This window comes from Paraburkholderia fungorum, from assembly GCF_046027605.1.
GTDB lineage: Bacteria > Pseudomonadota > Gammaproteobacteria > Burkholderiales > Burkholderiaceae > Paraburkholderia > Paraburkholderia fungorum_F.
The window spans coordinates 188,509-210,584 of sequence record NZ_JAQQEF010000010.1 but is presented as its reverse complement, the minus strand read 5'-3'; the positions used below and the strand labels follow the sequence as shown (position 1 = coordinate 210,584).

General features: G+C 63.7%; 21 protein-coding genes. 8 read left to right on the top strand and 13 right to left on the bottom strand.

Features of this window, described 5'->3' with window-relative positions; all coding sequences use genetic code 11:
* Positions 1-23 precede the first annotated feature (23 nt).
* The 12 genes from PQR53_RS18840 to PQR53_RS18785 all read right to left on the bottom strand — a co-directional run bounded on the left by PQR53_RS18840 (position 24) and on the right by PQR53_RS18785 (position 13,507).
* The gene (locus PQR53_RS18840) at positions 24-2,120 is read right to left on the bottom strand and encodes a hydantoinase/oxoprolinase family protein (protein WP_408456772.1); all 2,097 of its coding nucleotides are present in this window, start codon (positions 2,118-2,120) and stop codon (positions 24-26) included.
* On the bottom strand, positions 2,117-3,787 hold the full coding sequence (locus PQR53_RS18835; RefSeq protein ID WP_408456769.1) for a hydantoinase B/oxoprolinase family protein: 1,671 nt from the start codon (positions 3,785-3,787) through the stop codon (positions 2,117-2,119). The genes PQR53_RS18840 and PQR53_RS18835 overlap by 4 nt, the downstream gene beginning before the upstream one ends.
* Entirely contained in the window at positions 3,781-4,320 is a 540-nt protein-coding gene (locus tag PQR53_RS18830) for a LeuD/DmdB family oxidoreductase small subunit (protein WP_408456768.1), read from the bottom strand. Before PQR53_RS18830 ends, PQR53_RS18835 begins: the two co-directional genes overlap by 7 nt.
* Positions 4,317-5,597, bottom strand: coding sequence for a 3-isopropylmalate dehydratase large subunit (locus PQR53_RS18825; protein WP_408456765.1), 1,281 nt, complete (start codon positions 5,595-5,597; stop codon positions 4,317-4,319). The genes PQR53_RS18830 and PQR53_RS18825 overlap by 4 nt, the downstream gene beginning before the upstream one ends.
* A 3-nt stretch (positions 5,598-5,600) precedes the next feature.
* Positions 5,601-6,311, bottom strand: a complete 711-nt coding sequence (locus PQR53_RS18820) for an ABC transporter ATP-binding protein (protein WP_408456763.1) — start codon at positions 6,309-6,311, stop codon at positions 5,601-5,603.
* Complete coding sequence (locus tag PQR53_RS18815) at positions 6,308-7,087, bottom strand: ABC transporter ATP-binding protein (protein ID WP_408456761.1); 780 nt, start codon at positions 7,085-7,087, stop codon at positions 6,308-6,310. The genes PQR53_RS18820 and PQR53_RS18815 overlap by 4 nt, the downstream gene beginning before the upstream one ends.
* The gene (locus PQR53_RS18810; RefSeq protein ID WP_408456759.1) at positions 7,080-8,090 is read right to left on the bottom strand and encodes a branched-chain amino acid ABC transporter permease; all 1,011 of its coding nucleotides are present in this window, start codon (positions 8,088-8,090) and stop codon (positions 7,080-7,082) included. The genes PQR53_RS18815 and PQR53_RS18810 overlap by 8 nt, the downstream gene beginning before the upstream one ends.
* A 3-nt stretch (positions 8,091-8,093) precedes the next feature.
* Complete coding sequence (locus tag PQR53_RS18805) at positions 8,094-8,966, bottom strand: branched-chain amino acid ABC transporter permease (RefSeq protein WP_408456756.1); 873 nt, start codon at positions 8,964-8,966, stop codon at positions 8,094-8,096.
* 8 nt (positions 8,967-8,974) lie between these two features.
* A complete protein-coding gene (locus PQR53_RS18800; RefSeq protein WP_408456754.1) occupies positions 8,975-10,180 on the bottom strand; it encodes an ABC transporter substrate-binding protein in 1,206 nt (401 codons plus the stop codon).
* 20 nt (positions 10,181-10,200) lie between these two features.
* Complete coding sequence (locus PQR53_RS18795; RefSeq protein WP_408456751.1) at positions 10,201-11,007, bottom strand: GntR family transcriptional regulator; 807 nt, start codon at positions 11,005-11,007, stop codon at positions 10,201-10,203.
* A gap of 157 nt (positions 11,008-11,164) precedes the next feature.
* Positions 11,165-12,322 (bottom strand): porin, encoded by a 1,158-nt coding sequence (locus tag PQR53_RS18790; protein ID WP_408456748.1) that lies wholly within the window; start codon positions 12,320-12,322, stop codon positions 11,165-11,167.
* Between the two features lie 483 nt (positions 12,323-12,805).
* Complete coding sequence (locus PQR53_RS18785) at positions 12,806-13,507, bottom strand: TetR-type transcription factor C-terminal domain-containing protein (RefSeq protein ID WP_408456746.1); 702 nt, start codon at positions 13,505-13,507, stop codon at positions 12,806-12,808.
* Positions 13,508-13,703: 196 nt separating this feature from the next.
* Between PQR53_RS18785 and PQR53_RS18780 the strand changes: the two genes are divergently transcribed.
* The gene (locus PQR53_RS18780) at positions 13,704-14,471 is read left to right on the top strand and encodes an SDR family NAD(P)-dependent oxidoreductase (protein ID WP_408456743.1); all 768 of its coding nucleotides are present in this window, start codon (positions 13,704-13,706) and stop codon (positions 14,469-14,471) included.
* Positions 14,472-14,514: 43 nt separating this feature from the next.
* Here the strand turns inward: PQR53_RS18780 and PQR53_RS18775 are convergent, their stop codons facing one another.
* Positions 14,515-15,303, bottom strand: a complete 789-nt coding sequence (locus tag PQR53_RS18775) for an enoyl-CoA hydratase/isomerase family protein (RefSeq protein ID WP_408456740.1) — start codon at positions 15,301-15,303, stop codon at positions 14,515-14,517.
* 464 nt (positions 15,304-15,767) lie between these two features.
* On the opposite strand from PQR53_RS18775, the gene PQR53_RS18770 reads away from it, so the two are divergent.
* From PQR53_RS18770 to PQR53_RS18740, 7 genes are read left to right on the top strand one after another with little or no spacing between them, the layout of a single operon-like run.
* Positions 15,768-16,946 (top strand): ABC transporter substrate-binding protein, encoded by a 1,179-nt coding sequence (locus PQR53_RS18770; protein WP_408456737.1) that lies wholly within the window; start codon positions 15,768-15,770, stop codon positions 16,944-16,946.
* On the top strand, positions 16,943-17,773 hold the full coding sequence (locus PQR53_RS18765; RefSeq protein ID WP_408456734.1) for a CoA transferase subunit A: 831 nt from the start codon (positions 16,943-16,945) through the stop codon (positions 17,771-17,773). Before PQR53_RS18770 ends, PQR53_RS18765 begins: the two co-directional genes overlap by 4 nt.
* On the top strand, positions 17,770-18,735 hold the full coding sequence (locus PQR53_RS18760) for a CoA-transferase subunit beta (protein WP_408456732.1): 966 nt from the start codon (positions 17,770-17,772) through the stop codon (positions 18,733-18,735). Before PQR53_RS18765 ends, PQR53_RS18760 begins: the two co-directional genes overlap by 4 nt.
* Complete coding sequence (locus tag PQR53_RS18755) at positions 18,732-19,604, top strand: branched-chain amino acid ABC transporter permease (protein WP_408456729.1); 873 nt, start codon at positions 18,732-18,734, stop codon at positions 19,602-19,604. The genes PQR53_RS18760 and PQR53_RS18755 overlap by 4 nt, the downstream gene beginning before the upstream one ends.
* A gap of 2 nt (positions 19,605-19,606) precedes the next feature.
* Entirely contained in the window at positions 19,607-20,584 is a 978-nt protein-coding gene (locus tag PQR53_RS18750; protein WP_408456726.1) for a branched-chain amino acid ABC transporter permease, read from the top strand.
* Positions 20,581-21,363: an ABC transporter ATP-binding protein gene (locus PQR53_RS18745; RefSeq protein WP_408456723.1), complete on the top strand. Its 783-nt coding sequence runs from the start codon at positions 20,581-20,583 to the stop codon at positions 21,361-21,363. The genes PQR53_RS18750 and PQR53_RS18745 overlap by 4 nt, the downstream gene beginning before the upstream one ends.
* Positions 21,356-22,060: an ABC transporter ATP-binding protein gene (locus PQR53_RS18740; protein WP_408456720.1), complete on the top strand. Its 705-nt coding sequence runs from the start codon at positions 21,356-21,358 to the stop codon at positions 22,058-22,060. The genes PQR53_RS18745 and PQR53_RS18740 overlap by 8 nt, the downstream gene beginning before the upstream one ends.
* Positions 22,061-22,076 lie beyond the last annotated feature (16 nt).

The window sequence follows — 22,076 nt, the reverse complement described above, 5'->3', positions numbered from 1 at the left end:
CCGAGGTCGTCACAGACACCTCCTTAGGCCGGCTGGCGCGTGATCAGCAGATTGCCGAGCGTATCCACGCGAGCGCCGAACCCCGGCTCGAGCCAGATCGTGGTATCCGCTTGTTCGAGAATCGCCGGACCCTCCACCGTTGCATCCACCGGTAAGTCCAGACGGGCGAAACGCGCCGCTTCCCACCATTTCCCGGCGTGGAAGACCGCTTGCGTGCCGAGCGATTCCGGCATCGCCGCCGCTTTGGGCGCCAGCACGGCGAGGTCGAACTTCGGCCGCACGCCGATACGCGCATAGCGCAGGTTCATGATGCGCACCGCGATGCCGTCGAGCGCGCGCCCGAATGCCGCGCGGTATGCCGCTTCGAAGGCGCTGCCGATCGACTCACGGTCGAGCGCCTCGCGCGCTACTTCCACCCGCACCGTATGGCTCTGTCCGACGTACAGCATGTCCAGCTCGACACTTTCGCGCACCGCTTCGAAGAGCACACCGGCGGAGTCCAGCCGCTGCTGGCATGCCGCGGCCATGCTCGCGACGCGGGCACGCAGGTCTTCGACGTCGAGATCGGCCAGCGCGCGATTGAGCGTTTGAACCGCGTCGTGACGCATGTCGGCGATCACACAGCCGATCGCCGACGTCACGCCGGGAAAACGCGGCACGATACCGGTCGTGGTCCCGACTTCACGCATCATCGCGCACACGTGCAACGCGCCGCCGCCGCCGAACGGCATGTAGGCAAACTCGCGCGGATCATGCCCGCGTTCGATCGACACCAGCCGGATCGCACCGGCCATCTTCGCATTCGCCACCGTCAGGATGGCTTCAGCCGCCGCATACGCATCGAGACCGAGCGGCGCGGCGACATGCACGTCGATCGCCTCGCGCGATTTGCCGGCATCCATGCGCGCCAGCAGGCCACCGCCCAACGGCCGATCCGCCGCGATCCGCCCAAGCAACACGTTGGCGTCGGTCACCGTCGGACGCGTGTTGCCGCGTCCATAGCAGGCCGGCCCCGGCACGCTGCCCGCCGATTCCGGACCGACTTGCAGCAAGCCACCCGCGTCGACCGAGGCAATCGAACCGCCGCCGGCACCGATCGTCTCGATCTGGATCATCGGCGCGCGCACCACCATGCCGAAGTCGATCGAGGTCTGCGCGGACAACGATGCTTCGCCATCGGCCACCAGCGACACGTCGAACGAGGTGCCGCCCATGTCGCCCGTCACGAGGTTCGGATAGCCCGCCGCACGCCCGATCGCGGCACAGGCGATCACGCCCGCAGCCGGGCCCGACAGCGCCGTGCGTACCGGAACGTCGCACGCAGTCTGACGCGACATGATGCCGCCGTTGCTCTGCACCACCAGCAGTTCGCCGCCGAAGCCATGCGCCTTCAGATCGCTTTCCAGCCGCGTCAGATAGCTCCCCACCACCGGCTGCAAGGCAGCGTTCAGCGTGGCCGTGGAGCAGCGCTCGAATTCGCGAATCTCGGGTAACACCTCGGTCGCCGCCGTCACGTGTGAATTCGGCCAGATCGCGCGTACCGCCTCGACGGCCTGCGCCTCGTTGAGCGGATTCGCGTAGGCATTGACGAAGAACACGCACACCGCTTCGCAGCCTTGTTCGAGCAGACGGCGCGCCGCCGCCTTCACCTGGTCGAGATCCACCGGCGTATGCAAGGTGCCGTCGGCCAGTACCCGCTCGCTGACTTCGAGGCGCAGATCGCGCGGCACCACCGGCTCGAAACTGCCTCGCAGCCCCCAGGTGCGCGGCCGGTCGCGGCGGCGCATCTCGAGCACATCACGGAAGCCCGCCGTGGTAATGATGCCGGTGCGCGCCACCTTGCGCTCCAGTAGTGCATTCGTCCCCACGGTCGTGCCGTGTACGATCGTCGCAATCGCGCCGGCTCCGCCGCTTGCGCCTTCCTCGCCTTCCTCGCCATCCCGGCCTTCGTCGCCGATCCGCTCGATGCCGTTCATGAAGCCGCGCGCTTCCTCGCCGCGCGTGGAAGGGACCTTGACGACGCGCGCCGTGCCGGCAATTTCGTCGAGAACGAACAGATCGGTAAACGTGCCACCCACGTCGACGCCGACGACGAGTGAACGGTGTGCAGCAGCCTTCATGCTTGTTGCTCCTTCAGACCTACCGTGACATAACCCATCGCGCGATCATGTTGCCGCGCTGCGTCCGCGCGCTCGGCCGGCGCGCCGTAACCGCCGCCGCCGGGCGTTTCGAGCCGCACCCGTTCGCCGCGCTTGAGCGTGATGCCGAGCATCTTCGACGCCATCGGCGGTGTATGCCATTCACCGTCGTGCTGAAAGCGGAACACATTGCGCACGGACGGCTCGCCGCCCGCGATCCCTTGCGGAGCCGAACGCCCGCGCTCGCCGAAAATGAACGCCTCGGCCTGGTCTTCCAGCAATTCGATTTCATAGATCGCGCCAAGGCCACCGCGATACTTCCCGTCGCCGCCGGAATCGGGGCGCAGCGCCCATTGCGTGAAGCGCACCGGATAGGCGGCTTCGAGAATCTCCAGAGGCGGAATGGTCGCCGTTGAAATCGGTGCGTTGCCGTGACTCAGACCATCGCCTTGTGAATGACCGCCGTGACCACCGCCGAAGAAACTGAACATCACCCAGCGTTGACCTTTGCGCGCCCCCTCGCTGCGATGGCCGGCGATCGAGAGCGCGTTGATCGTGCCGTACGCCTGCGCCATGGCGAGCTGCGGCGCGGCCTGCGCCATCGCACAGAAGATCACGTCGATCATCCGCAGGATCGTTTCCGTATAGCCGCCGACGGGCCGCGGCCGGTCGGCCGTGATCACCAGGCCGTCCGGCAGGACGAACGACACGGCGTCGAGTACTCCGGCATTGGCGGGCACATCGGGGAAAAGGTGTTTGAGCGCGACGTAGCACGCCGCAATCGCCGTGGCGCGCGAGATGTTCACGGGTCCCGCGCAGGCCGGCGAAGTACCGGTGAAGTCGAGCGTCAATGTGTCACCCGCTACCCGCATGCGCAGCGCGATCTTCAACGGCTCGTCGCGCACACCGTCGTTGTCCAGCATGTCGTCGAAGAGGTAATCGCCGTCGGGCAACGACGCCACATGCGAGCGCATCAGCTTGACCGCGCGTTCACGCAGCAAGGCAAGCGATTCGAGCACGGTGGCGTCGCCATAGTCGTCGAGCAGATCGTTCAGCCGGCGCGCACCCAGTTCGAGCGCCGCAAGCTGGCCGTTGAGGTCGCCCCACAAGCTATCCGGCAGGCGCGTATTGGCTTTGAGAATCGCGAGCACGTCCAGGTCGAGTTCGCCGCGCCGGATGATGCGCACCGGCGGAATCTGCACCGCTTCCTGCCAGCATTCGGTGGCGGCGGGATTGTAGTTGCCCGGCACCGCACCGCCGACGTCGTGCCAATGCGCGGCGGAGGCGAGAAAGCAGAACAGCTTGCCGTCGCGGAACACCGGGCGCACCAGCTTGAAATCGTTCGCGTGCGTGCCGCCTTCGTACGGATCGTTGAAGAGCCACACGTCACCGTCGACCATGCCGCCGCGTTCAGCGGCCACCCGCATCGCCGCCTGCACCGCGAAGGCCATCGCGCCGACGAACACCGGCAGGCCCGACTTGCCCTGCACCAGGGTCGCGCCCGAGACGGCGTCGTAGATGCCGTGACAGGCGTCGTGCGCTTCGGCGATGATGGGATTGAAAGCACTGCGGTACAGGGTCGCGTCCATTTCGTCGGCGATCTGTTCGAGCCGGCCTTTGAGGACCGCCAGTGTGACCGGATCTAGCATGAGGTGACTCCATTGGGTTTGGGGTAACGCCGCTTGAGCAGATTGAGCAGACCGCCGGCGTCGACCATATCGAGCAGAAACGCCGGTACGGGCTCGCAGCGCAGCACGCGAGCGTCGGCCGCCAGAATCTGGCCGTCACGCGGACGGAGCGCGATGGTTTCGCCTTCGCCGATCGATTCAGCATCGGCGCATGTCAGCAGCAACAGACCGACGTTGAAGGCATTGCGAAAATACAGGCCGTTAAAAGCCGGCGCGATCACCGCCCGGACGCCGAGGTGCACCAGCGCGGCAGCGGCCTGCTCGCGCGACGAGCCGATCCCGAAGTTCGGCCCCGCCACCAGCACGTCGCCGGCTTGCACACCGGCCGCAAAATCCGGGCGCGGGTTCTCCAGACAGTGCCGCGCGATCTCGTCGATGCCGAACTTCATATAGGCGCCGGGCGCCAGCGCATCCGTATCGATGTCCGCGCCGACGCGCCACACACGATGCAATTCAGCCGTGGCCGGCTTCGGGCTCATGGTGCTATCGCTCATGCCAGCACCTCCCGGGGATCGGTAATGCGCCCACGCAGCGCCGAGGCCGCGACGGTATAAGGCGACCCCAGGTACACTTGCGCCGACGCCGCGCCCATGCGCCCCTTGAAATTGCGCGCGGTGCTCGAAATCACCGTGCTGCCCTCGGGGATCGAGCCGCCATAACCGGCACATGCGCCGCAGGTGGTGGCGAGTAGTTGAGCACCCGCGTCTTCCAGCACGGCCATCACGCCTTCGCTCGCGGCCTGTGCCTGATCGCGCATGCTTGCGGGCGCAACCACGAGTTGCACGCCGCGGGCGACGCGCTGGCCGCGCAGCACGCTCGCCGCCGCCCGCAGGTCCTCCAGTTTGGCGCCGGTGCAAGCGCCGATATAGGCGACATCGACAGGCACATCGCTGAACGCGCTCACGTCGCGCGTATTCGCGGGGCTATGCGGCGCGGCCACTTGAGGCGCGAGTAATGCGGCGTCGAAGTCGTGCGTTTCGGCTTGCGCGTCCGGATCGCCTTGCCAGCGCGTCACATCGATCTCGTCCTGCACGCCGACGCCACGCAGATAGTCGAGCGTGACCGCGTCCGGCGCGACCAGCCCGACTTGCGAGCCGAGTTCCGCGCTCATGTTCGACAAGGTCATGCGCTCCTGCATCGATAGCGCGGTGACCGCTTCGCCGCAAAATTCGACTGCCTGATAACGGCCGCCGTTCATCCCGAAGCGGCCGATCATATGCAGCATCATGTCCTTCGCGGTGACACCGTGCGCGAGGCGATGGCGCCAGTTCATCCGCACGGTTTCCGGCACCTTGACCCAGATTTCCCCGGATACGGAGACGCCAAGCATCTCCGTACTGCCGATACCGAACATGTAGGCGCCGAACGCGCCGCCGGTCGGCGAATGCGAATCGCCTCCCACGCAGAACATGCCGGGGCGCAGATGGCCGCGCTCGGGCAACACGACGTGGCAAATGCCGACACTGTCGTAGACATTCGGCAAGCGCTGCGCGCTCGCCCAGTCTCGTGCGATGCGCACGATGCGGCGCGATTCGTCGTCCCCTTCCGGAACGTAGTGGTCGATCACCAGCACGACTTTCGACTTGTCCCACAGAGACGCACCGAGCTCGTCGAGCATCGGTTGCAGACGGCGCGGGCCGCTCGAATCGTGAAACATGGCCAGATCGACGCGACAGGTGACGATTTCACCTACTTCGACTGCCGCCCGCCCGCAGGCCGCGGCAATCAGTTTTTGTGCAAGCGTTTGTGTTTGTGTTTGTGTTACTGCCATCAACTACATCCCCAGATAGGCGCGACGCAATGCGTCGCTCGCCATCAATTCCGCACACGTGCCCGAGTAGCGGATCTGCCCGTTTTCCAGCACGTAACCGCGCTGCCCGGTTTCGAGCGACTGCCCAACGTTCTGCTCGACCAGCAGAATGGCAAGGCCCTCACCCTGCAAGCGCCGGATCAGAGCAAACATCTCCTCGACCATCAGCGGCGACAATCCCAACGACGGTTCGTCGAGAATCAGCAGACGCGGCTCCGCCATCAAACCGCGGCCGATCGCCAGCATCTGTTGCTCGCCGCCGGACATCGAGCCGGCCGCCTGGCCGATCCGTTCGCCGAGGCGCGGAAAGACGTCCAGCATGCGAGCAAGATTGCGTTGACGATTCGCTGTTCCTCGCGAGAACGAGCCGAGTTCAAGGTTTTCGCGCACGCTCAGGTTCGGGAAAATCCGCCGGCCCTCGGGTACCTGAATCAACCCCGCTTTCACGACGTCCCGATAATGGCGACCGGCCAGTTCATGCCCGTCGAAGCGCACGCTGCCCGCCCAGACCGGATTGATCCCGCATACGGTGTTGTTCAGCGTGGATTTGCCCACTCCGTTGCTGCCCAGCAGCACGACGATCTCGCCTTCGCCGACGTCGAGGTCCACGCCGCGCAGCACCTCGGTGCGGCCATAGCCGGTTCGCAGCGCTTCAACTTCCAGCAATGCGCTCACGGGCGGCCTCCTTGATTCGCGCTTTGTCTCGCAGCTTCGCGCGCCAGCCGCTCGGCCGTGCCGTGACCGAGATACGCTTCGATCACCGCCGGATCGGCTGTCACCTCGCGCGGTGCGCCGCCCGCAATCAGGCGCCCCTGCGCGAGCACCCACACGTGTTCAGCCAGGCTCATCACGGCTCGCATCACGTGCTCGATCATCAACACGGTGACGCCGCCGTCGACGAGACCGCGAATCACAGGAATCATCTCGTCGATCTCACTCGGGTTAAGACCCGCGAGCACTTCGTCGAGTAACAGCAGACGCGGTTTGGCGGCGAGCGCACGCGCGAGTTCGAGGCGCTTGCGGCCGGCCACGGTCAGGTCCGCCGCCGGTCTGTCGAGGTTGTCCTGCAGATTCACGCGCAGCGCGACGTCCTCAGCCGCAGCCAGCGCTGCGCGCCGGTTCGGCTCATGCAGATGCGCGCCCACCGCGATGTTCTCGCGCACGGTCTGCGCGCCGAACGGCTGCACGATCTGAAACGTGCGCGTCAAACCCAGTCTTGCCGATTCGTGAGGCGCCATGCCGGTAATATCGCGGCCGAGATAACGCACCCGGCCCGCGCCCGGCTTCAGAAATCCCGACAGCAACGCGAATAACGTAGTCTTGCCGGCGCCGTTCGGTCCGACCAGCGCCGTGAGCGTATCCGGCAAGACGTCGAGCGTGACGTCCTGTACGGCCTTCAGACCACCGAACGTGATGGACAGGCCGCGGGCCTGCAAAAGCGCTTCAGACACGGGCTTCCTCCTTACGCTCGTCGGACGGCTTGCGCGCGTCCTGCTGCGCCGGCGAGCGGCCGATCATGCGCCGCGCCGACAGGCCCGCACCCGTGATGCCGCGCGGCAGGTACATGACGATCACGACCAGCACGACGCCATAGATAACCATGCTGATACCGGGCAATTCGCCGAACAGGTTGCGGGTCAATTCGCCCAGGCCATACAGCAACACGGCGCCTAGCACCGGGCCCCACAACGTGCCCGCGCCACCCACGATCACGCCCACCAGCGCTTCGATCGAAATCGTCGAGCCGAATGCGATCCCTGGGTCGATGTACTGGAACATCTGCACATAACAGGCGCCTGCGGCGCTCATCACTGCCGCGGACATCGCGATCGCCCCCAGCTTCACACGCACCGGATCGACGCCGATCGCCCGTGCCGCGTTTTCGTTATCGCGCACGGCTTGCAGGTAGGCGCCGAAACGCGAATGACGCAGCCACGCGGTCACGCACAGCGCGGCGATCACGAACAACAGCAGCAAATAGACATAGCCGCGTCGCGAGCCGAACTGGAGGTTGGCGGCGCTCGCATGGAGCGGCACCATCAAACCCACCCCACCGCCGGTGAACGGTACGGACACCGCGAGAATGCGCGCCACTTCCGCAAAGGCCAGCGTCACCAGCGCGAAGTAAGAGCCTTTCAAGCCGCCGCGGAAAGTCAACGCTCCCACGACCAGCGCCACGATGGCGCCGGACACAATCGCCAGCGGCAGAGCCAGCCACGGATTCCAGCCCCAGCTCAATTGCGCGATGGCCTGTGCGTAAGCACCGACGCCAAAAAACAGCGCATGCCCGAACGACAATTGCCCGCCGTAGCCGCCCAGAATGTTCCATGATTGCGCCAGCAGCGCTGCGTACAACGACATCATCAGGAACGTGAGCAGCACGCCGGACTGCAACAGCGTCGCGGCCGCGGCCACCAGCACGCCGAAGATCAGGATCGAACGAAGATCACGCATCGCCTAGACCCTCGCGCCGAAGAGGCCTTGCGGGCGGAGCAGCAGCACCACGATGAAAATCGCGAAGATGCCCATCTGACCCAGCGAATCGCCGAACCACAAACCGCCGAGCGACTCGACCACGCCGATCAGCAGACCGCCGACGAGCGCACCCACGAAACTGCCCATGCCGCCCAGCACGACGACGGTGAACGCCACCAGCACGAAGCCGCCGCCCACCTGCGGATTGACGTAGTAAGTGGGGAGCAGGAAACAGGCGGCGGCGCCCACACACGCCATGCCGATGCCAAATGACAGCGCGTAGACCTTCTCGACATTGATGCCCATCAGCTTCGCGCCATGCTTCTCGCGGGACACCGCGCGAATCGCACGGCCCAGATCCGTCATACGCATGATCAGGAACAGCAACGCCGCCACGACCAGGGCGCCGAAAAAAGCGATGACTTTCGGCAGCGCGATCATCACTGGACCGATTCCGATCGTCGACAACGCGTAGGTCGTGTCGATGTTGCGCGTGTCGGAGTGAAACCACACCAATGCCACGTTCTCCAGCACGATCGATATCCCGAGCGTGACTAGCAGAATGTTCTCGTCCTTGCCGTGGCTCGCGCGATTGATCACGAAACGCTGCAGCGCATAGCCGAACGCAAACATGCCGAGCGTGACGATGGGCAAAGCCAGATACGGGTCGATGCCCAGACGCTCCTTGAGCAGATAAACCGCATACAGTGCCACCATCAACGCCGCGCCATGCGCGAAGTTGATGATGTGCAACACGCCGTAGATCAATGTCAGGCCGAGCGCGATGAGGGCATAGACCGCGCCGGTCGTCAGGCCGTTCAGCAACGCCGATAAAAGGATGACGGGATCGAACATGCCGCGCCTCAGGTTTTCAACGGGAACACGGGCGCCACCTGACGGTAGGCCTCCGGCAGCACCACCTTGATGTCACCGTCCACCACTTGCGTGAGCAGCGGTTGTGCCCCGGTGTTCTGGCCGTTGACGAAATGCGTCGGGCCATACGGCATCAGATGATCCTTGAACGTGCTTGCCGCAAGTGCCGCGTTGATCGCGGCGCGATCGGCCGATCGGGCACGTTCGAGCGCATCGGCGAGCAGCGTCATTGCCGTGTACGTCATGAACACTTCGTACGAGAAATACGCACCCTTGGCTTCGACACGTTTTTTCAACGGCGCGACACGCGGGTCTTTCGGATTGAACCAATGGTTGCAGTCGATGATGCCGCCGGCGATGTCCGGAAATTCCTTGAGAAATTTATAGCTCGACGCCGCGCCGCCCAATACCGAATAGATCGCTTTCGGGCGAATATTCTGCTGCTTCATCGCACGCAGCAGCAGCGCGTATTCGTTGTAGTAGTTGGCCGGAATCACGATATCGGGATTCACCGCGCGCATGCGCAGCACGATGTTGTTGAAGTCGCGCGTCGGATTCGGATGCTTGATGACTTCCTTGATCTCGAAGCCGTACTTCGGCAATTCATTGCCCAGCAAGGTTGCAGTGCCGGTACCGAACAGCGACTCTTCATGCACGATCATCACTGTCTTGGCCGGCTTGCCAGCCGCGGTGTTCAGCGCGTTGAGATTCTCGACCGCGCGTGCGCTGCACATTTTGTAGCCAGGTCCAAAGCGGAACGTATTCGTCAAACCGCGCTCGACGATCTGATCGGCCACGCCGACATCGACCACGTGCGGCAGCCCGTATTTCGCGGCGGTTTGCGTGGTGGCGAGACAGATCGCCGAAGCAAACGCACCCACCACCGCCGAAACGCCGGCCTCATTCATGCGTTCGATTTCAGCTGAGCCGGCTTCCGGACGAGACTGCGCGTCACCCAGCACCGCTTCGATCAGCGCACCGCCCTGTGATTTGATGCCGCCGGCGTTGTTGATGTCTTCGATCGCCAGCAGCGCGCCCAATCTGCATTGCTGCCCCGAATACGCCAACGCGCCGGTCACCGGATGCAGCACGCCGACCTTGATGGTTCTGGCGTTCGCCGCGCGAGCGGCCCAAGGTGCCGCAACCAGCGCGGCCGCAGCAGTAGACTGACGCAGGAAGGTGCGACGCGAACTCATGGGATCTCCGTAGGAATGCTTCAATTGAATGACGCTGACAACTCTTCGCTGACCCACACCTTGGCGTCGATATCGCCGATACGGGACAGTTGCAGTTGGTACTGGTAGCGATCGGGCCGGTACAAGCCTTGCAACAGCTGAACAGGACGCTCACCGGTATCGCGCACGAGCCGCGTGACCGCCAGCAGCGCCGAGCCGACCGCGACGTCGAGGTGCCGTGCCACCACCGCATCCGCGAGGCGTGCAGAGATGGTTTGCGTGGCTCCGCCCAGCTCCACCCCGGCCTCTTCGAGCAGCATCAACAGCGGTTTGCGCTTCAGGTCCTTGCGATTGATTTCGGCAACCGCTTGCGGCACGTGAGTCGTGATGAAGGACACCGGTCCCGTGGACGTGCTGCGCACCCGAATGCTCTTGTAGACAGGGTCGCCAACCGCCAGGTGCAACGCCTCGGCAACCGCCTCGGACGCTAGCACCACCGTGCTATCGATCACCTCGACGGTGGTGCGCAAGCCCATGTTGACGATGTTTTCGAGCAGGCCGGTGAGATGCGCCTTTTCGCGCGACACCGGCCTGCCACTCGCGCCCCCCGGCTTCTTGCCCGCCTCCGCGCGTAACGGCCATGTACCCACGCCGGGCCGGCGTGTCACGAGCCCGTCGGCGACCAGCATTTCCATCGCCTTGCGAATCGTGATGCGTGCCACCGCAAACTGGTCGGCAAGCAGATGCTCACCAGGCACGCCTTCATTGTCGAAGCGTCCTTCCTGCAATTGCTCGCGTAGCACCAGGTAGATCTGGTGGTACTTCGGCAGTGGTAGCGTCGTTTCCATGTAACCACTGTAGAAGTGTCATAATGTCCGGTCAATAGAACAAATGCGCGATCAATTGTTCTATATGGCAAACACCTAAATGTCCTCTCGAATACGGCAAGAAAACGCAGACACGCCCGACTGCGACGCTACCTCAAGACCGTCCCACGCGAGGTCTTTAGAACCGATGCCGCAAGCCGACGTAGTAACTGGTCTGGCTGCTCGCGCCGTTCAATTTGACGCCTGAGCCGCCTGTCCAGTTGGTCGTGGTTGTGCCGAACAAGCCGGACCAGTCGCCGTTTACACGCTCATACGCGGCGGCGAAATAGACGTCGGTGCGTTTGGATAGCAAATAGTCGGCGACCGCGTAGCCCGTCTTGCGTGAGCCGCTGAAATTGCTTGCCGACGTGAGGTCCCACATGAACACGCCCAACAACTGGAAGGCCGGCGTGAAGTTGTAACTTGCCCCAAGCGTGGCGAACTGGTCCCGGCGCGCGGCACTGAAGACAGAGCCGATTGCAGCCACGGTGGTCGGCGTAGCCGCCGTACTCATGTTGGTGATCGAACCCGTATCGGTGCCGCCGTTCGTCACGTCGAAACCGGCATCGCGCTGGCTTTGCAGATAATCGCCGTAAAGCTTCACCGCGCCGAGATCATACTTGCCGCCCACCGACCAGGTTTTCGCGCTCCGGCTTTGCGAGTCATGGGTTTGCTGGAATTCGGCCGTTGCGACAATCCCGCGATCCTCATACGAGAGGCCGCCCGCTGTGGACGAGCGTGCATTCCATGAGCCGGCAATGCCACCCGGTGAGTAATGGAAATTCACGCCGACCGGCCCGAATTTCTTCGTATAGCTGATCGTGTTGTCGTCGCGCTGACCGGTCAGAAACACCAGCCAGGAATTGGTCGGCGGTGCGCCGATGAAAAGCGGATCGACCATCGAGATCGCGACGACCGCGCCGTTGTACTGACGGCCGAAATCGACCTCGCCGAAGTTGCCCGCAAGCCCAACAAAGGCTTGCCGGCCAAACAATTGGCCTTGCTGATCGAACTTGCCGTTGTTTACCGTGAAGCCGTTTTCGAGCACAAAGCGCGCTTTCATGCCGCCGCCGAGCTCCTCGGAGCCGAGAAAGCCGATCCGGCTCGCCGACAGGAATCCCTCACCAGCCTGATTCAGGGAGTACACGTGCCCGCCGCCAGGGCTGGCATGGTTCTGGGACACGAGAGCGCTTTCGATAAGTCCATATAACGTGACACTCGACTGTGCATAGACATGAGGTGTCACGCATGCGGCGACGAGGCCACCGCACAAACCGATTTTTAGCTTGGGTTTCATAGGTCCAGTTGCTTTTTTGTGGTTGACGAAAAATGGCCTCGCACGGCGCCAGGGCGCACGTTTCCAACCCAGTGCAAATCAGCCTGAGTGGAATTCGATAATGAAAAGTGGGACTTGAGCCGAAGCGTTTCCGATGACCCTGCGTGTGCATACGGTCATCGCATGCATACGCTATTCGCGTTTTATGCGGAAACGGTCAAGCGGTATGTCGCCGGGGCGTATCAGGTTCATGGCGCCGACAATAGAAGCGCCAGAATGTAGCGTCAATGGAACAAATGACGTAGAAGCTGTTCTATCGGGAAAGAACGGATGTGGAATGGACAGCGATTGATGACACGCGCAATGCCGCTGGCACACGTCGTGATGGATATACCCGGGGGCTCCGCGGATAAAGAGGGCAGTACGGTTGATTTCTACTAAAAGCCTGACATAACGCGGGCGCGCCTGAGCAGCGGCCCGACTTCCTGCTTCCCGCTCCCGCTTTTACGCCGGCCGCCGCCGCGCCTTCGCAACCGGCGCTTCTTCGGCCGGTTCGTCCACTTCAATGCTCCCCGGGTCTGCGATCAGCGCCGCGACCGGCGTACCCGCTAGCGAACGTTCGAGGATCTCGGTCAGCGCAACCGCGATCTGCGCGCCCGACCAGCTGCCGCTCGGCTGATACCACTTTCGGCTCCAGTTCATCGCACCCATGATCATGAAAATAGCGAGCTTTGGATTGCATGACACGATGCTGCCATCCGCGATGCCTTCCTCGACCAGATCGCGCAAACCCTGTTCGAACTTGTCGCGCCGCTTGATGATCGCGCGCATGTGCACCGGCTTCATTGCATTCTCTTCGAGCAGCACCACATAGCTGCCGTCTTCGCCGAGCATCAGGTTCAGATAGCCGCGCAGCGTAGCGGCGAGTTTCTGCAGGCCGGTTCCGGCTGCCGCGCGCGCCTGCACGAGAATCTCCATGGCGCTGTCCATCGCCGAATCGTGACAGAAATAAAGCAGCTCTTCCTTGCTCGGAACATACGTATATAGCGCGGCTTTCGTCACGCCGAGCTTCTTCGCAATTTCCGCTAGCGACGTGCCGTGATAGCCGCTGCGGTTGAACGACGCCGCCGCCTCGCGCAACAGCACCTCGCGCTTGCGATCGAATTGCTCGCTCGCGCCCAATACCGCATTCTTCCAGGTGCTCATACACACACTCCGCAAAAGCCTCGCGCCAGGCGAAGCAAGCTGTCTCTCTGTTTCATTTCAGTGATTGATTCAAAAATCTGATTTAAAAAATTCGATCGGAAGCCATTCTAACTCATAGGTCGGTCTGTTTCCCCTGCAGTTAATTTGTGGTTAAACTAGGGCGACGCCCCTCTTATTTCTTCTCGAGACCCACTCCATGCTAAATCAGACGACTGCCGTCATCACCGGCGGCACGGCCGGTCTTGGCCGCGCCTGCGCCGAAGCGCTGCTCGATGCGGGCGCCCCAGGTGTGCTTATCAACGGCCGCAATGCGGCGCGCGCCGAAACCGCCCGAGCTGAGTTGCAGAAGCGCTTTCCGAACGCGACCATTGCGCTTTCCATCGGCGACGCCACGCAGCCGCAGATTGCTGAAAAGATCATGGCGGACGCCATGGCATTGCTCGGCCGCATCGACGTGCTGGTCAATTCGACCGGCGGCAACGACATCCCGAAGCTGTTGCATGAAATCGCCGTCGCGGAGATTCCCGGCATTCTCGAACGCTGCCTGTTTGCGCAGATTCTTTGCAGCCGCGCCGCATTGCGTTACATGCGCGAAGCGCGGCGCGGCTCGATCATCAACATCGCGTCAGATGCCGCCAAGTTGCCGACACCCGGCGAAAGCGTGATCGGCGCGGCGATGGCCGGCATTGTCATGTTCACGCGCGGACTCGCCACCGAAGGCAAACACGCCGGCGTGCGCGCCAACGTCGTCACGCCGTCGATCACGCGCGGCACGGACCATTACGACAAAATCATGGCGGACCCTTTTGCGGGCAAACTGTTCGGCAAAGCGGAGAAAATGGCGAAACTCGGCGTGGTCACGAGAGAAGAACTCGCAGGGCTGGTCGTGTTTCTCGCGTCTCCGGCCGCGGCGAAGATCACCGGTCAGGCCATCAGCATCACGGGTGGCATCTCGGCGGTTTGATCAAAACGGGCCGCGCGGGGTGTGGCGCGTTGCGGCATGCGGCCTAAGAACGGAACTGCGGCGCACGCCGCGCCTGGAAGGCCGCCAGTCCTTCAGTCACGTCGTCTTCCAGCAAGCCGCCCGGCACGACCTCTTCCTCCAGCTTCAGCCCCGCCTCGAGCGACCCTTCAAGCCCCTCGCGCGCCAGCCGCTTCATCGTTTCAAGCCCGATGCGGCTACGCGTGGCCAGCACGTCACAATAATCGAGCGCCGCCTGGCGCAATTCACCCGCTTCGACGACCTGATTCACGAGACCCCATTCCCGCGCAGTCTGCGCGTCGAGCCAGCGCGCGGAGAAGAACAGATCCATGCTGCGACGCAATCCGATCAGCCGGGGAATCCGCTGACTCGCGCCGAAGCCCGGCAGCAGGCCGTACTGTGCGTGCTGATCGCCGAAGCGCGCGTCGTGTGCGGCGATCGCGATGTCGCAGGCCAGCATCAATTCGAAGCCGCCAGCTAACGACAAACCCTGGCATGCCGCAATAACCGGCAGACTACTCATCGACAGCCGTTTCATGGTTCGGTGCGCAGTGCTGATAAAGCGGCGCATTGCGTCAAGATCCTTTCGCAACGAAAGCACTTCGTCGAGATCCGCCCCCGTGCAAAAGTTCTTGCCTTGCGCGCAGACCATGATGGAGCGGACGCCCGAATCGGGCTTCTCGAAAGCGTCCACGGCCGCGTCGATCGCCGCGAACACCGCAAGCGACAGGCAATTGAATTTTTCAGGCCGCGCGAGCTCGATGACGCCGACGGTGCCGGCGCGACTCACTGCAACCACGGATGGCTCGGTCATGCCCGGTTCTCCCACGAGGTCCGACACTTTCCGGAGCCGCCAACCGGCCCGAATTCGCTACCCACGATAGCCGTGTGAATACCACGTGTCAATCAGACCGACCCATCGGTCAGATGAAGGTACAACGGGTTGCCGCCGAAGATTTCGTCGCATCTCGCGATTGGGGTTTCCCTGTAGTCAAGCTGCCACTCCCTCACGCATCGCTATCCGGCATATCCGCTTGAAACCCTTATTGCAGAACGATGACCAAGCCAAAAAATATCCTGAAGTAAGTTATCTGACCGCTCGGTTAGTTGGTTGACATGATAGTCAGCATGGCGTTAAGCTGGATTGGAACACGGGGCTGGCGGGCGGCATGTGCTCAAGCGGAGTTTCAACGGACCGCACCGGTGTCATGCCGGCGCACCCGCTGTCCAGGCAGGATTCGTTCCAAGCCCGACAAAAATCAGAATCAGGAGACACGCATGACCGCAATGACCGCATTTCGCTCGTCGGTATTTCGCGCTGTGCTAGCCGTGTTCACCACCGCGGCATGCGTTTGCGCCGCCGCGCCCGCGTTTGCCGCCGACCCGATCAAGATCGGCTTCACGGGCCCTGCTTCCGGCGGCATGTCGCTGCTCGGCCAGGGCGTGCGCGACGGCATTCAGGTGTACGTCGATTACATCAACGACCAGGGCGGCGTGAACGGCCGCAAGCTCGAGCTGATTGCGGAAGACGACGGTTACGAGCCGATGCGCTCGCTCGCCGGCGTGAAAAAGCTCGCCGAACAGGACAACGTGGTCGCGATCGTGTCGCCCACCGGCACGCCGGGCGTCACCGCGATGCTGCCCTATGCGCAGGAACGCAAGCTGCCGATCATCGCGCCCTATGCGTTCAGCCACAAACTGACCACGCCGACACAACGCTACGTATTCACATCGCTTCCCGAGGTGCGCCTGCAGGCCGACGTGCTGGCCACCTATCTCGTGAAGACGCTCAAGCACACGAAAATCGCGGCCATCTACCAGAACGACGATTTCGGCCAGGACGCGGTCGCGGGCTTTGAAGCACGAATGAAAGCGGACAACGTGCCGTTCACCAAGCTGCCGTTCGATCGCGGCACGTCGAATTTCAGCGGCGTGGTCTCGCAAGCTCGCCAGTCAGGCGCCGAAGACGTTGTGTTCTTCGGCATTCCGCGCGACGGCGCGCTGATCATGCGCGAAGCGAACAAGATGGGTTGGAAGCCGCAATTCAGCGGCCACAATGCGCTCGGCGACCCGCAGACGTTTACGCTGGCGGGCGCCGCGCTGGTCAACGGCGCAATCGCGGTGGCGGTGATGGAACCGCTCGATTCGAAAAAGCCGGCGGTGCTCGACTTCATTGCGCGCCAGAAAAAGTATCTGCCGAAGAGCCCGCCCACCACGTACAGCATGCATGGCTATAACGCCGCGGAAATTTTCGTCGAAGCGTTGAAGCATGTGCAGGGCGAGCCAACCGGCGACAAGATTGTCGCTGCGCTCGAACAAATGAACAATTTCAACACTGGCCTGATGAGCCCGATCACGTTCACCGCCACCCAGCACGCGGGCAGCAATGCTGTCGCGTTCATGCGTGCTGAAGACGGCAAGTGGGTCATCAAGACCGACTGGATGAAGGCCGAATGAATTCCGACAAACGGACCGGTCTCAACGACGCGCTGTCCGCCGTGCGCGACGGCCACACGGTCGCGCTCGGCGGCATGACGCTGTACCGGCGGCCGGTCGCCGCGGCGCTTGCGCTCGCCGCGGCACGGCGGCGCAATCTGGAAATCGTCACGCTGACGGGTGGCATTGAAACCGATCTGCTGATCGGCGCCGGCTGCGTGCGGCGTCTGCGCAGTTGTTATACGGGCCTCGAGGTAGTCGGCTTCGCACCGCATTTCACACGCGGCGTACAGGACGGCACGCTCGAACTGATCGAAGAGACCGAATATACGCTGAGCTACGGCGTGCAGGCCGCCGCGATGCGTGTGCCGTTCCTGCCGATGCGCGGCGACATTGCCCGCACCGATCTCATCAAGGTGCGGCCCGACCTGAAAGCGTTTGCGTGCCCACTCACCGGGGTGACGTTGTTCGCGGTGCCGGCGTTGCACGTGGACGTCGCGATTCTGCATGCGAGCGCCGCCGACCGCTTCGGCAATTGCAACTTGCAAGGCCAACTCGCGCTCGACCGCCATCTGCCGGCCATCGCCGATATCACGATTGTCACCGCTGAAACCATTGTCGAGCCCGACGAACTCCGCGCGATGGACGGCGGCGTTCAATTGCCCGGGATTTTCGTGACGCACCTCGTCGAAGTGCCGGGCGGCAGCCTGCCGACTTCGTGTCTGCCGCGGCATCCGCTGGATATTGCGGCAGTGCTCGATTATGCCGATGCCGCCAGCACAGCCGGTACCGGCGATAGCGGCGCCTGGCAGCAGTGGCTGGAAACGGCAACGGGAGCACTGGCATGAGCACGACGAGCATGACCAACCCGAGCGGCAACGGCAACGACGACGACACAACGCGCGTCCCAGCGCCCGGCGATCTTTTGCTGTCGGACGAACAACGCGCGCAGACCGACCAGATGGTCGTAGCGATGGCCCGCCTGATCGAAGACGGCGACTTTCTGGCCGAAGGCATCGGCACGTTCCTGTCGACCTCCGCCTACATGCTCGCCAAGCACATGCACGCGCCGAATTGCACGAGCCTGTGCCCGAACGGCAACACGCTGATGGAAGGCACGCGCGCGCTGACGCTCGGCCACGACGAATTCGACACCGTGCCGCGCGCCTCGGTATGGCTCGACTATCTGCAGATCAATCTGCTGTACATGCCGGCGATTTTTCTCGGCGGCAAACTGCGCTGGACCGAATTCATGCGCCCCGCGCAGATCGATCCGATGGGCGCGACCAACAATGTCTGCATCGGCCCGCACGCGCAGCCGACGCTGCGGCTGCCCGGCTCGGCGGGCATTCCCGACGCGTCCACCGCGGCACGCCGTTTCTACTACTATGCGCCGCGCCATACGCGCCAGGTGTTCGTACCGTCGCTTGATTTCTGCAGCGGCGCGGGACATCCGGGCAAGGACAACGGCGTGGACATGACGATCGTCGTCGTGACGAACCTGTGCGTGATGTCCAGCGGACCGGCCGGGCGGCTGCAGGTCACGCATCTGCATCCCGGCGTGACGCGCGACGACGTGCAGCGCAATACCGGCTTCGAACTCGACTGGCACGCGCAAGTCGCCGTATCGGCGCCCCCTGCCGCCGCCGAATTGCACCTGCTCGACACGCTCGTCGATCCGCGCGGACTGCGGTTCCTCGAAATGCTGAGCGGCAAGGCGCGCAAAACGCGTCTGAGAGCGCTCGCCGGTGGCGCCACGCCCGCCGCATCGATCCCGAACGCGACGCATGCAAAGGACGCCGCCCCATGATCGCTGAACTCATCATTGGAGGTCTCGCATCGGGCAGCCTGTATGCGCTGATCGGCATCGCCGTCGTGCTGGTACTGCAAGCGACCGACGTGCCGAATTTCGCCCAGGGCGAAATGGCGATGTTCTCGACCTTCGTCGCGTACACGATGCTCACCACCTATTCGCTGAGCTGGTGGATCGCGCTGCCGGCCGCGATCGTGTTCGCCGCGCTGCAGGGAATCGTCGTGCAGCAGCTGATCATCCGGCCGCTGCTGGGCTCGCCGACCATCAACGCGGTGATCGCGACGCTCGGGCTGAACATGGCGCTGCACAGCATCGCCGGGATGATCTGGGGCAACCTGACCAACGTCTTCACGAGCCCCGTCGCCGACCTTCCGATGCTCAGAATGTTCGGCGTGAACGTGTCGCCCGACAGTGCGCTGACCATTCTGGTTTCGGTTGCGATGATCATCATCTTTACGCTCATCCTGCGTCACACGCGCGCCGGTATCGCGTTGCGCGCGGCGAGCCAGGACCAGGCGGTCGCGAAGCTGATGGGCATCTCGGTGAGCCGCTCGTTCGCGCTCGCCTGGGCGATGGGCAGCGTCGCGGGGCTGGTGGCGGGCATTCTCGTCGCGCCGATCCTGTTTCTCGACGTCAACCTGATGGCGCCGCTGCTCATCAAGGGTTTTGCGGGTGCGGTGCTCGGCGGCCTGTCTAGCCTGCCGGGCGTGTTTGTCGGCGGCCTGCTGCTGGGCGTGGTCGAGAACCTGCTGGGCGCGTATGTGTCGGGAACCTTCAACGAAGCGCTGTCGTTCATCCTGATCATCGTCGTCCTGATTGTCGCGCCGGCCGGCATTTTCGGCCGCGTCAAATCGACCAAGGTCTGACCATGCCGACGCTGAACCACACCACCACGACCGCGCTACCCGTACGCGCAAAGCGCAACCGCGACCAGTGGTTTCTCGGCGGCTTCGTCGTCCTGTATGCGCTCATCGCGCTCTTTAGCGGCGGCTATTTCGTCTACCTGCTGAACCTGATCGGCATTTTCGCGCTGGTCGCGATCGGTCTGACGATCCTCACCGGCTTCTCCGGCCAGACGAGCCTGGGCCATGCGGGATTCTTCGCCATCGGCGCGTACGCGTCGGCCATTTTCGCGCAACGCTGGGGCGTGCCGTTCTGGCTCGCGATCCCGCTCGCCGGCGCGGTCGCGACCGTGATCGGCGCGCTGATCGCGTTGCCGGCGCTGCGGCTGAAAGACCTGTACCTGGCCATCGCCACGCTCGGTTTCGGCATCGTCACGCAGAAAGTGATTTTCGAATGGCGCACGGTAACCGGCGGCGGTGGCGGCATGCAGGTGCCGCTGCCCTCGCTGTTCGGCCTCTCGGTCGCGGACGGCAGCCGCATGGCGTGGGTGATCGCCGCGACGCTCGCGGCCGGCACGTGGGCCGCTTTCCGGCTCGCGTCGAGCCGCACCGGCCGCGCGCTGTCGATGCTGCGAGAAAGCGAAACGGCGGCCGCGTGCATCGGCATTCGTGTCGCGCGCTACAAGGTCATCGCGTTTGCGTTGAGCGCGTTCTATACCGCGGTAGGCGGCGGCCTCTACGCGAACGTCGTGCGCTATGTGAACCCCGAAAGCTTCGACGTCAACATGTCGATCATGTTTCTCGCGATGATCGTGATTGGCGGCATGGGCAGCGTGCGCGGCGCCCTGCTCGGCGCGGCGTTCTATGTCGCAGTGCCCGAAGCATTTCGCGGTTTCAAGGACGCACCGGGTCTGATCTTCGGTATCTCGCTGATGCTGGTGGTGATCCTGCTGCCCGGCGGCCTCACCAGTCTGCTGCGCGCCAGGCGCCGGGCGCAATCATGAATCCGTCCGCCACGTTATCGATCGATTCGATCAGTGTCAGTTTCGGTGGCGTGCATGCGCTGCAGGACGTGTCGTTGACGCTGAAACCCGGCAGCATCGTCGGCCTGATCGGCCCGAACGGCGCCGGCAAGAGCACGCTGCTCAACTGCATCTCCGGCATCTCACGGCCCGGTGCGGGCGCCATCCGGCTTGGGGAGACGAATCTGATCGGCCGCCGTCCCGATCAGATCGCGGGCCTCGGGCTCGGCCGCGTGTTCCAGCATCCGCAGCTGATTCCCGAACTCAGTGTGCTCGACAATCTGATGGTCGCCAACCATCGCACGCTCCGCTATTCGGTGCTCGCCGAAATGATCGGCCTGCCCAGCGTGCGGCGCGCGGAGGCCGAGGCACGCCACGCCGCCATGCAGGTCGCCGCGCGCGTGGGCCTGAGCCCAAGCCTCGGCATGCTGACCGGCAGCCTGCCCTATGGGCATCGCAAGCTGCTCGAACTGGCGCGCGTGATCCTGATGGGCGCGCGCCATTTGCTGCTGGACGAACCGATCGCCGGCCTCAACGACGCCGAGATCGAACATCTCGGCCATGTCGTGCTCGAACTGCAGCGCGAACAGGGACTGTCGGTGCTACTGGTCGAGCACAACATGGGGCTCGTGCGCCGGCTGTGCAATCACGTCGTGGTACTCGACGCCGGCCGCGTGATCGCCGAGGGCACGGCAGACGAGGTGCTGCGTGACCCGCGTGTGCTGCTGGCCTATCTCGGCGAGGTGCCGGCCGATGCTTGAAATCAACGACCTGTGTGTCAGTTACGGTGCGATCCACGCGTTGCGCAACGTCTCGCTGAAAGTCGGCGCGGGGCAACTCGTCGGCATTCTCGGCGCGAACGGCGCGGGCAAGACGAGCCTGCTGCGCACCATCAGCGGCCTGGTGCGCGCGGGCAGCGGCACGATCCGTTTCGACGGCGCCGACATCGGCCGGACCAAACCCGAACACATCGTGCGGCTCGGCATCGCGCATGTGCCGGAAGGACGCGGCATGTTTCCCGACCTCACGGTGCGCGAAAACCTGCTGGCCGGCGCGCATACGCGCCACGCGCGCAGCGAGATCGCCGACGACTATGCGCGCATGCTCACGATGTTTCCGTCGCTTGCACGGCGCGAGAAGCAGGACAGCTCCACGCTCAGTGGCGGCGAGCAGCAGATGCTCGCGCTCGCGCGCGCGTTGATGTCGCGCCCCCGGCTATTGCTCGCGGACGAAATCAGTCTCGGCCTTGCACCCGTCATCACCAAGCAGGTTTTTGCGCATTTGCAGACGCTGCGCGAGCTCGGCATGACCATCCTCGTGGTCGAGCAGAACGCGCATCTGGTGCTGAAGCTGGCCGACCAGGTGTACGTGCTCAAGCACGGGCGCGTCGAAATGCAGGGCACCGCGCAAGCGATGTCGACCCATCCTGAACTAACCAAGGCCTATCTGGGCGAGTAGAAGGAGCGAGACGACG

Excerpts from the sequence above, each read along its gene's own strand:
- PQR53_RS18780 (WP_408456743.1), top strand. The coding sequence starts at position 13,704 with ATGCTAAATCAGACGACTGCCGTCATCACCGGCGGCACGGCCGGTCTT.
- PQR53_RS18755 (WP_408456729.1), top strand. The coding sequence starts at position 18,732 with ATGATCGCTGAACTCATCATTGGAGGTCTCGCATCGGGCAGCCTGTAT.
- PQR53_RS18745 (WP_408456723.1), top strand. The coding sequence starts at position 20,581 with ATGAATCCGTCCGCCACGTTATCGATCGATTCGATCAGTGTCAGTTTC.
- PQR53_RS18790 (WP_408456748.1), bottom strand. The coding sequence starts at position 12,322 with ATGAAACCCAAGCTAAAAATCGGTTTGTGCGGTGGCCTCGTCGCCGCA.
- PQR53_RS18830 (WP_408456768.1), bottom strand. The coding sequence starts at position 4,320 with ATGAGCGATAGCACCATGAGCCCGAAGCCGGCCACGGCTGAATTGCAT.
- PQR53_RS18825 (WP_408456765.1), bottom strand. The coding sequence starts at position 5,597 with ATGGCAGTAACACAAACACAAACACAAACGCTTGCACAAAAACTGATT.
- PQR53_RS18760 (WP_408456732.1), top strand. The coding sequence starts at position 17,770 with ATGAGCACGACGAGCATGACCAACCCGAGCGGCAACGGCAACGACGAC.
- PQR53_RS18775 (WP_408456740.1), bottom strand. The coding sequence starts at position 15,303 with ATGACCGAGCCATCCGTGGTTGCAGTGAGTCGCGCCGGCACCGTCGGC.
- PQR53_RS18785 (WP_408456746.1), bottom strand. The coding sequence starts at position 13,507 with ATGAGCACCTGGAAGAATGCGGTATTGGGCGCGAGCGAGCAATTCGAT.
- PQR53_RS18795 (WP_408456751.1), bottom strand. The coding sequence starts at position 11,007 with ATGGAAACGACGCTACCACTGCCGAAGTACCACCAGATCTACCTGGTG.
- PQR53_RS18765 (WP_408456734.1), top strand. The coding sequence starts at position 16,943 with ATGAATTCCGACAAACGGACCGGTCTCAACGACGCGCTGTCCGCCGTG.
- PQR53_RS18740 (WP_408456720.1), top strand. The coding sequence starts at position 21,356 with ATGCTTGAAATCAACGACCTGTGTGTCAGTTACGGTGCGATCCACGCG.
- PQR53_RS18840 (WP_408456772.1), bottom strand. The coding sequence starts at position 2,120 with ATGAAGGCTGCTGCACACCGTTCACTCGTCGTCGGCGTCGACGTGGGT.
- PQR53_RS18750 (WP_408456726.1), top strand. The coding sequence starts at position 19,607 with ATGCCGACGCTGAACCACACCACCACGACCGCGCTACCCGTACGCGCA.
- PQR53_RS18835 (WP_408456769.1), bottom strand. The coding sequence starts at position 3,787 with ATGCTAGATCCGGTCACACTGGCGGTCCTCAAAGGCCGGCTCGAACAG.
- PQR53_RS18810 (WP_408456759.1), bottom strand. The coding sequence starts at position 8,090 with ATGCGTGATCTTCGTTCGATCCTGATCTTCGGCGTGCTGGTGGCCGCG.
- PQR53_RS18805 (WP_408456756.1), bottom strand. The coding sequence starts at position 8,966 with ATGTTCGATCCCGTCATCCTTTTATCGGCGTTGCTGAACGGCCTGACG.
- PQR53_RS18770 (WP_408456737.1), top strand. The coding sequence starts at position 15,768 with ATGACCGCAATGACCGCATTTCGCTCGTCGGTATTTCGCGCTGTGCTA.
- PQR53_RS18800 (WP_408456754.1), bottom strand. The coding sequence starts at position 10,180 with ATGAGTTCGCGTCGCACCTTCCTGCGTCAGTCTACTGCTGCGGCCGCG.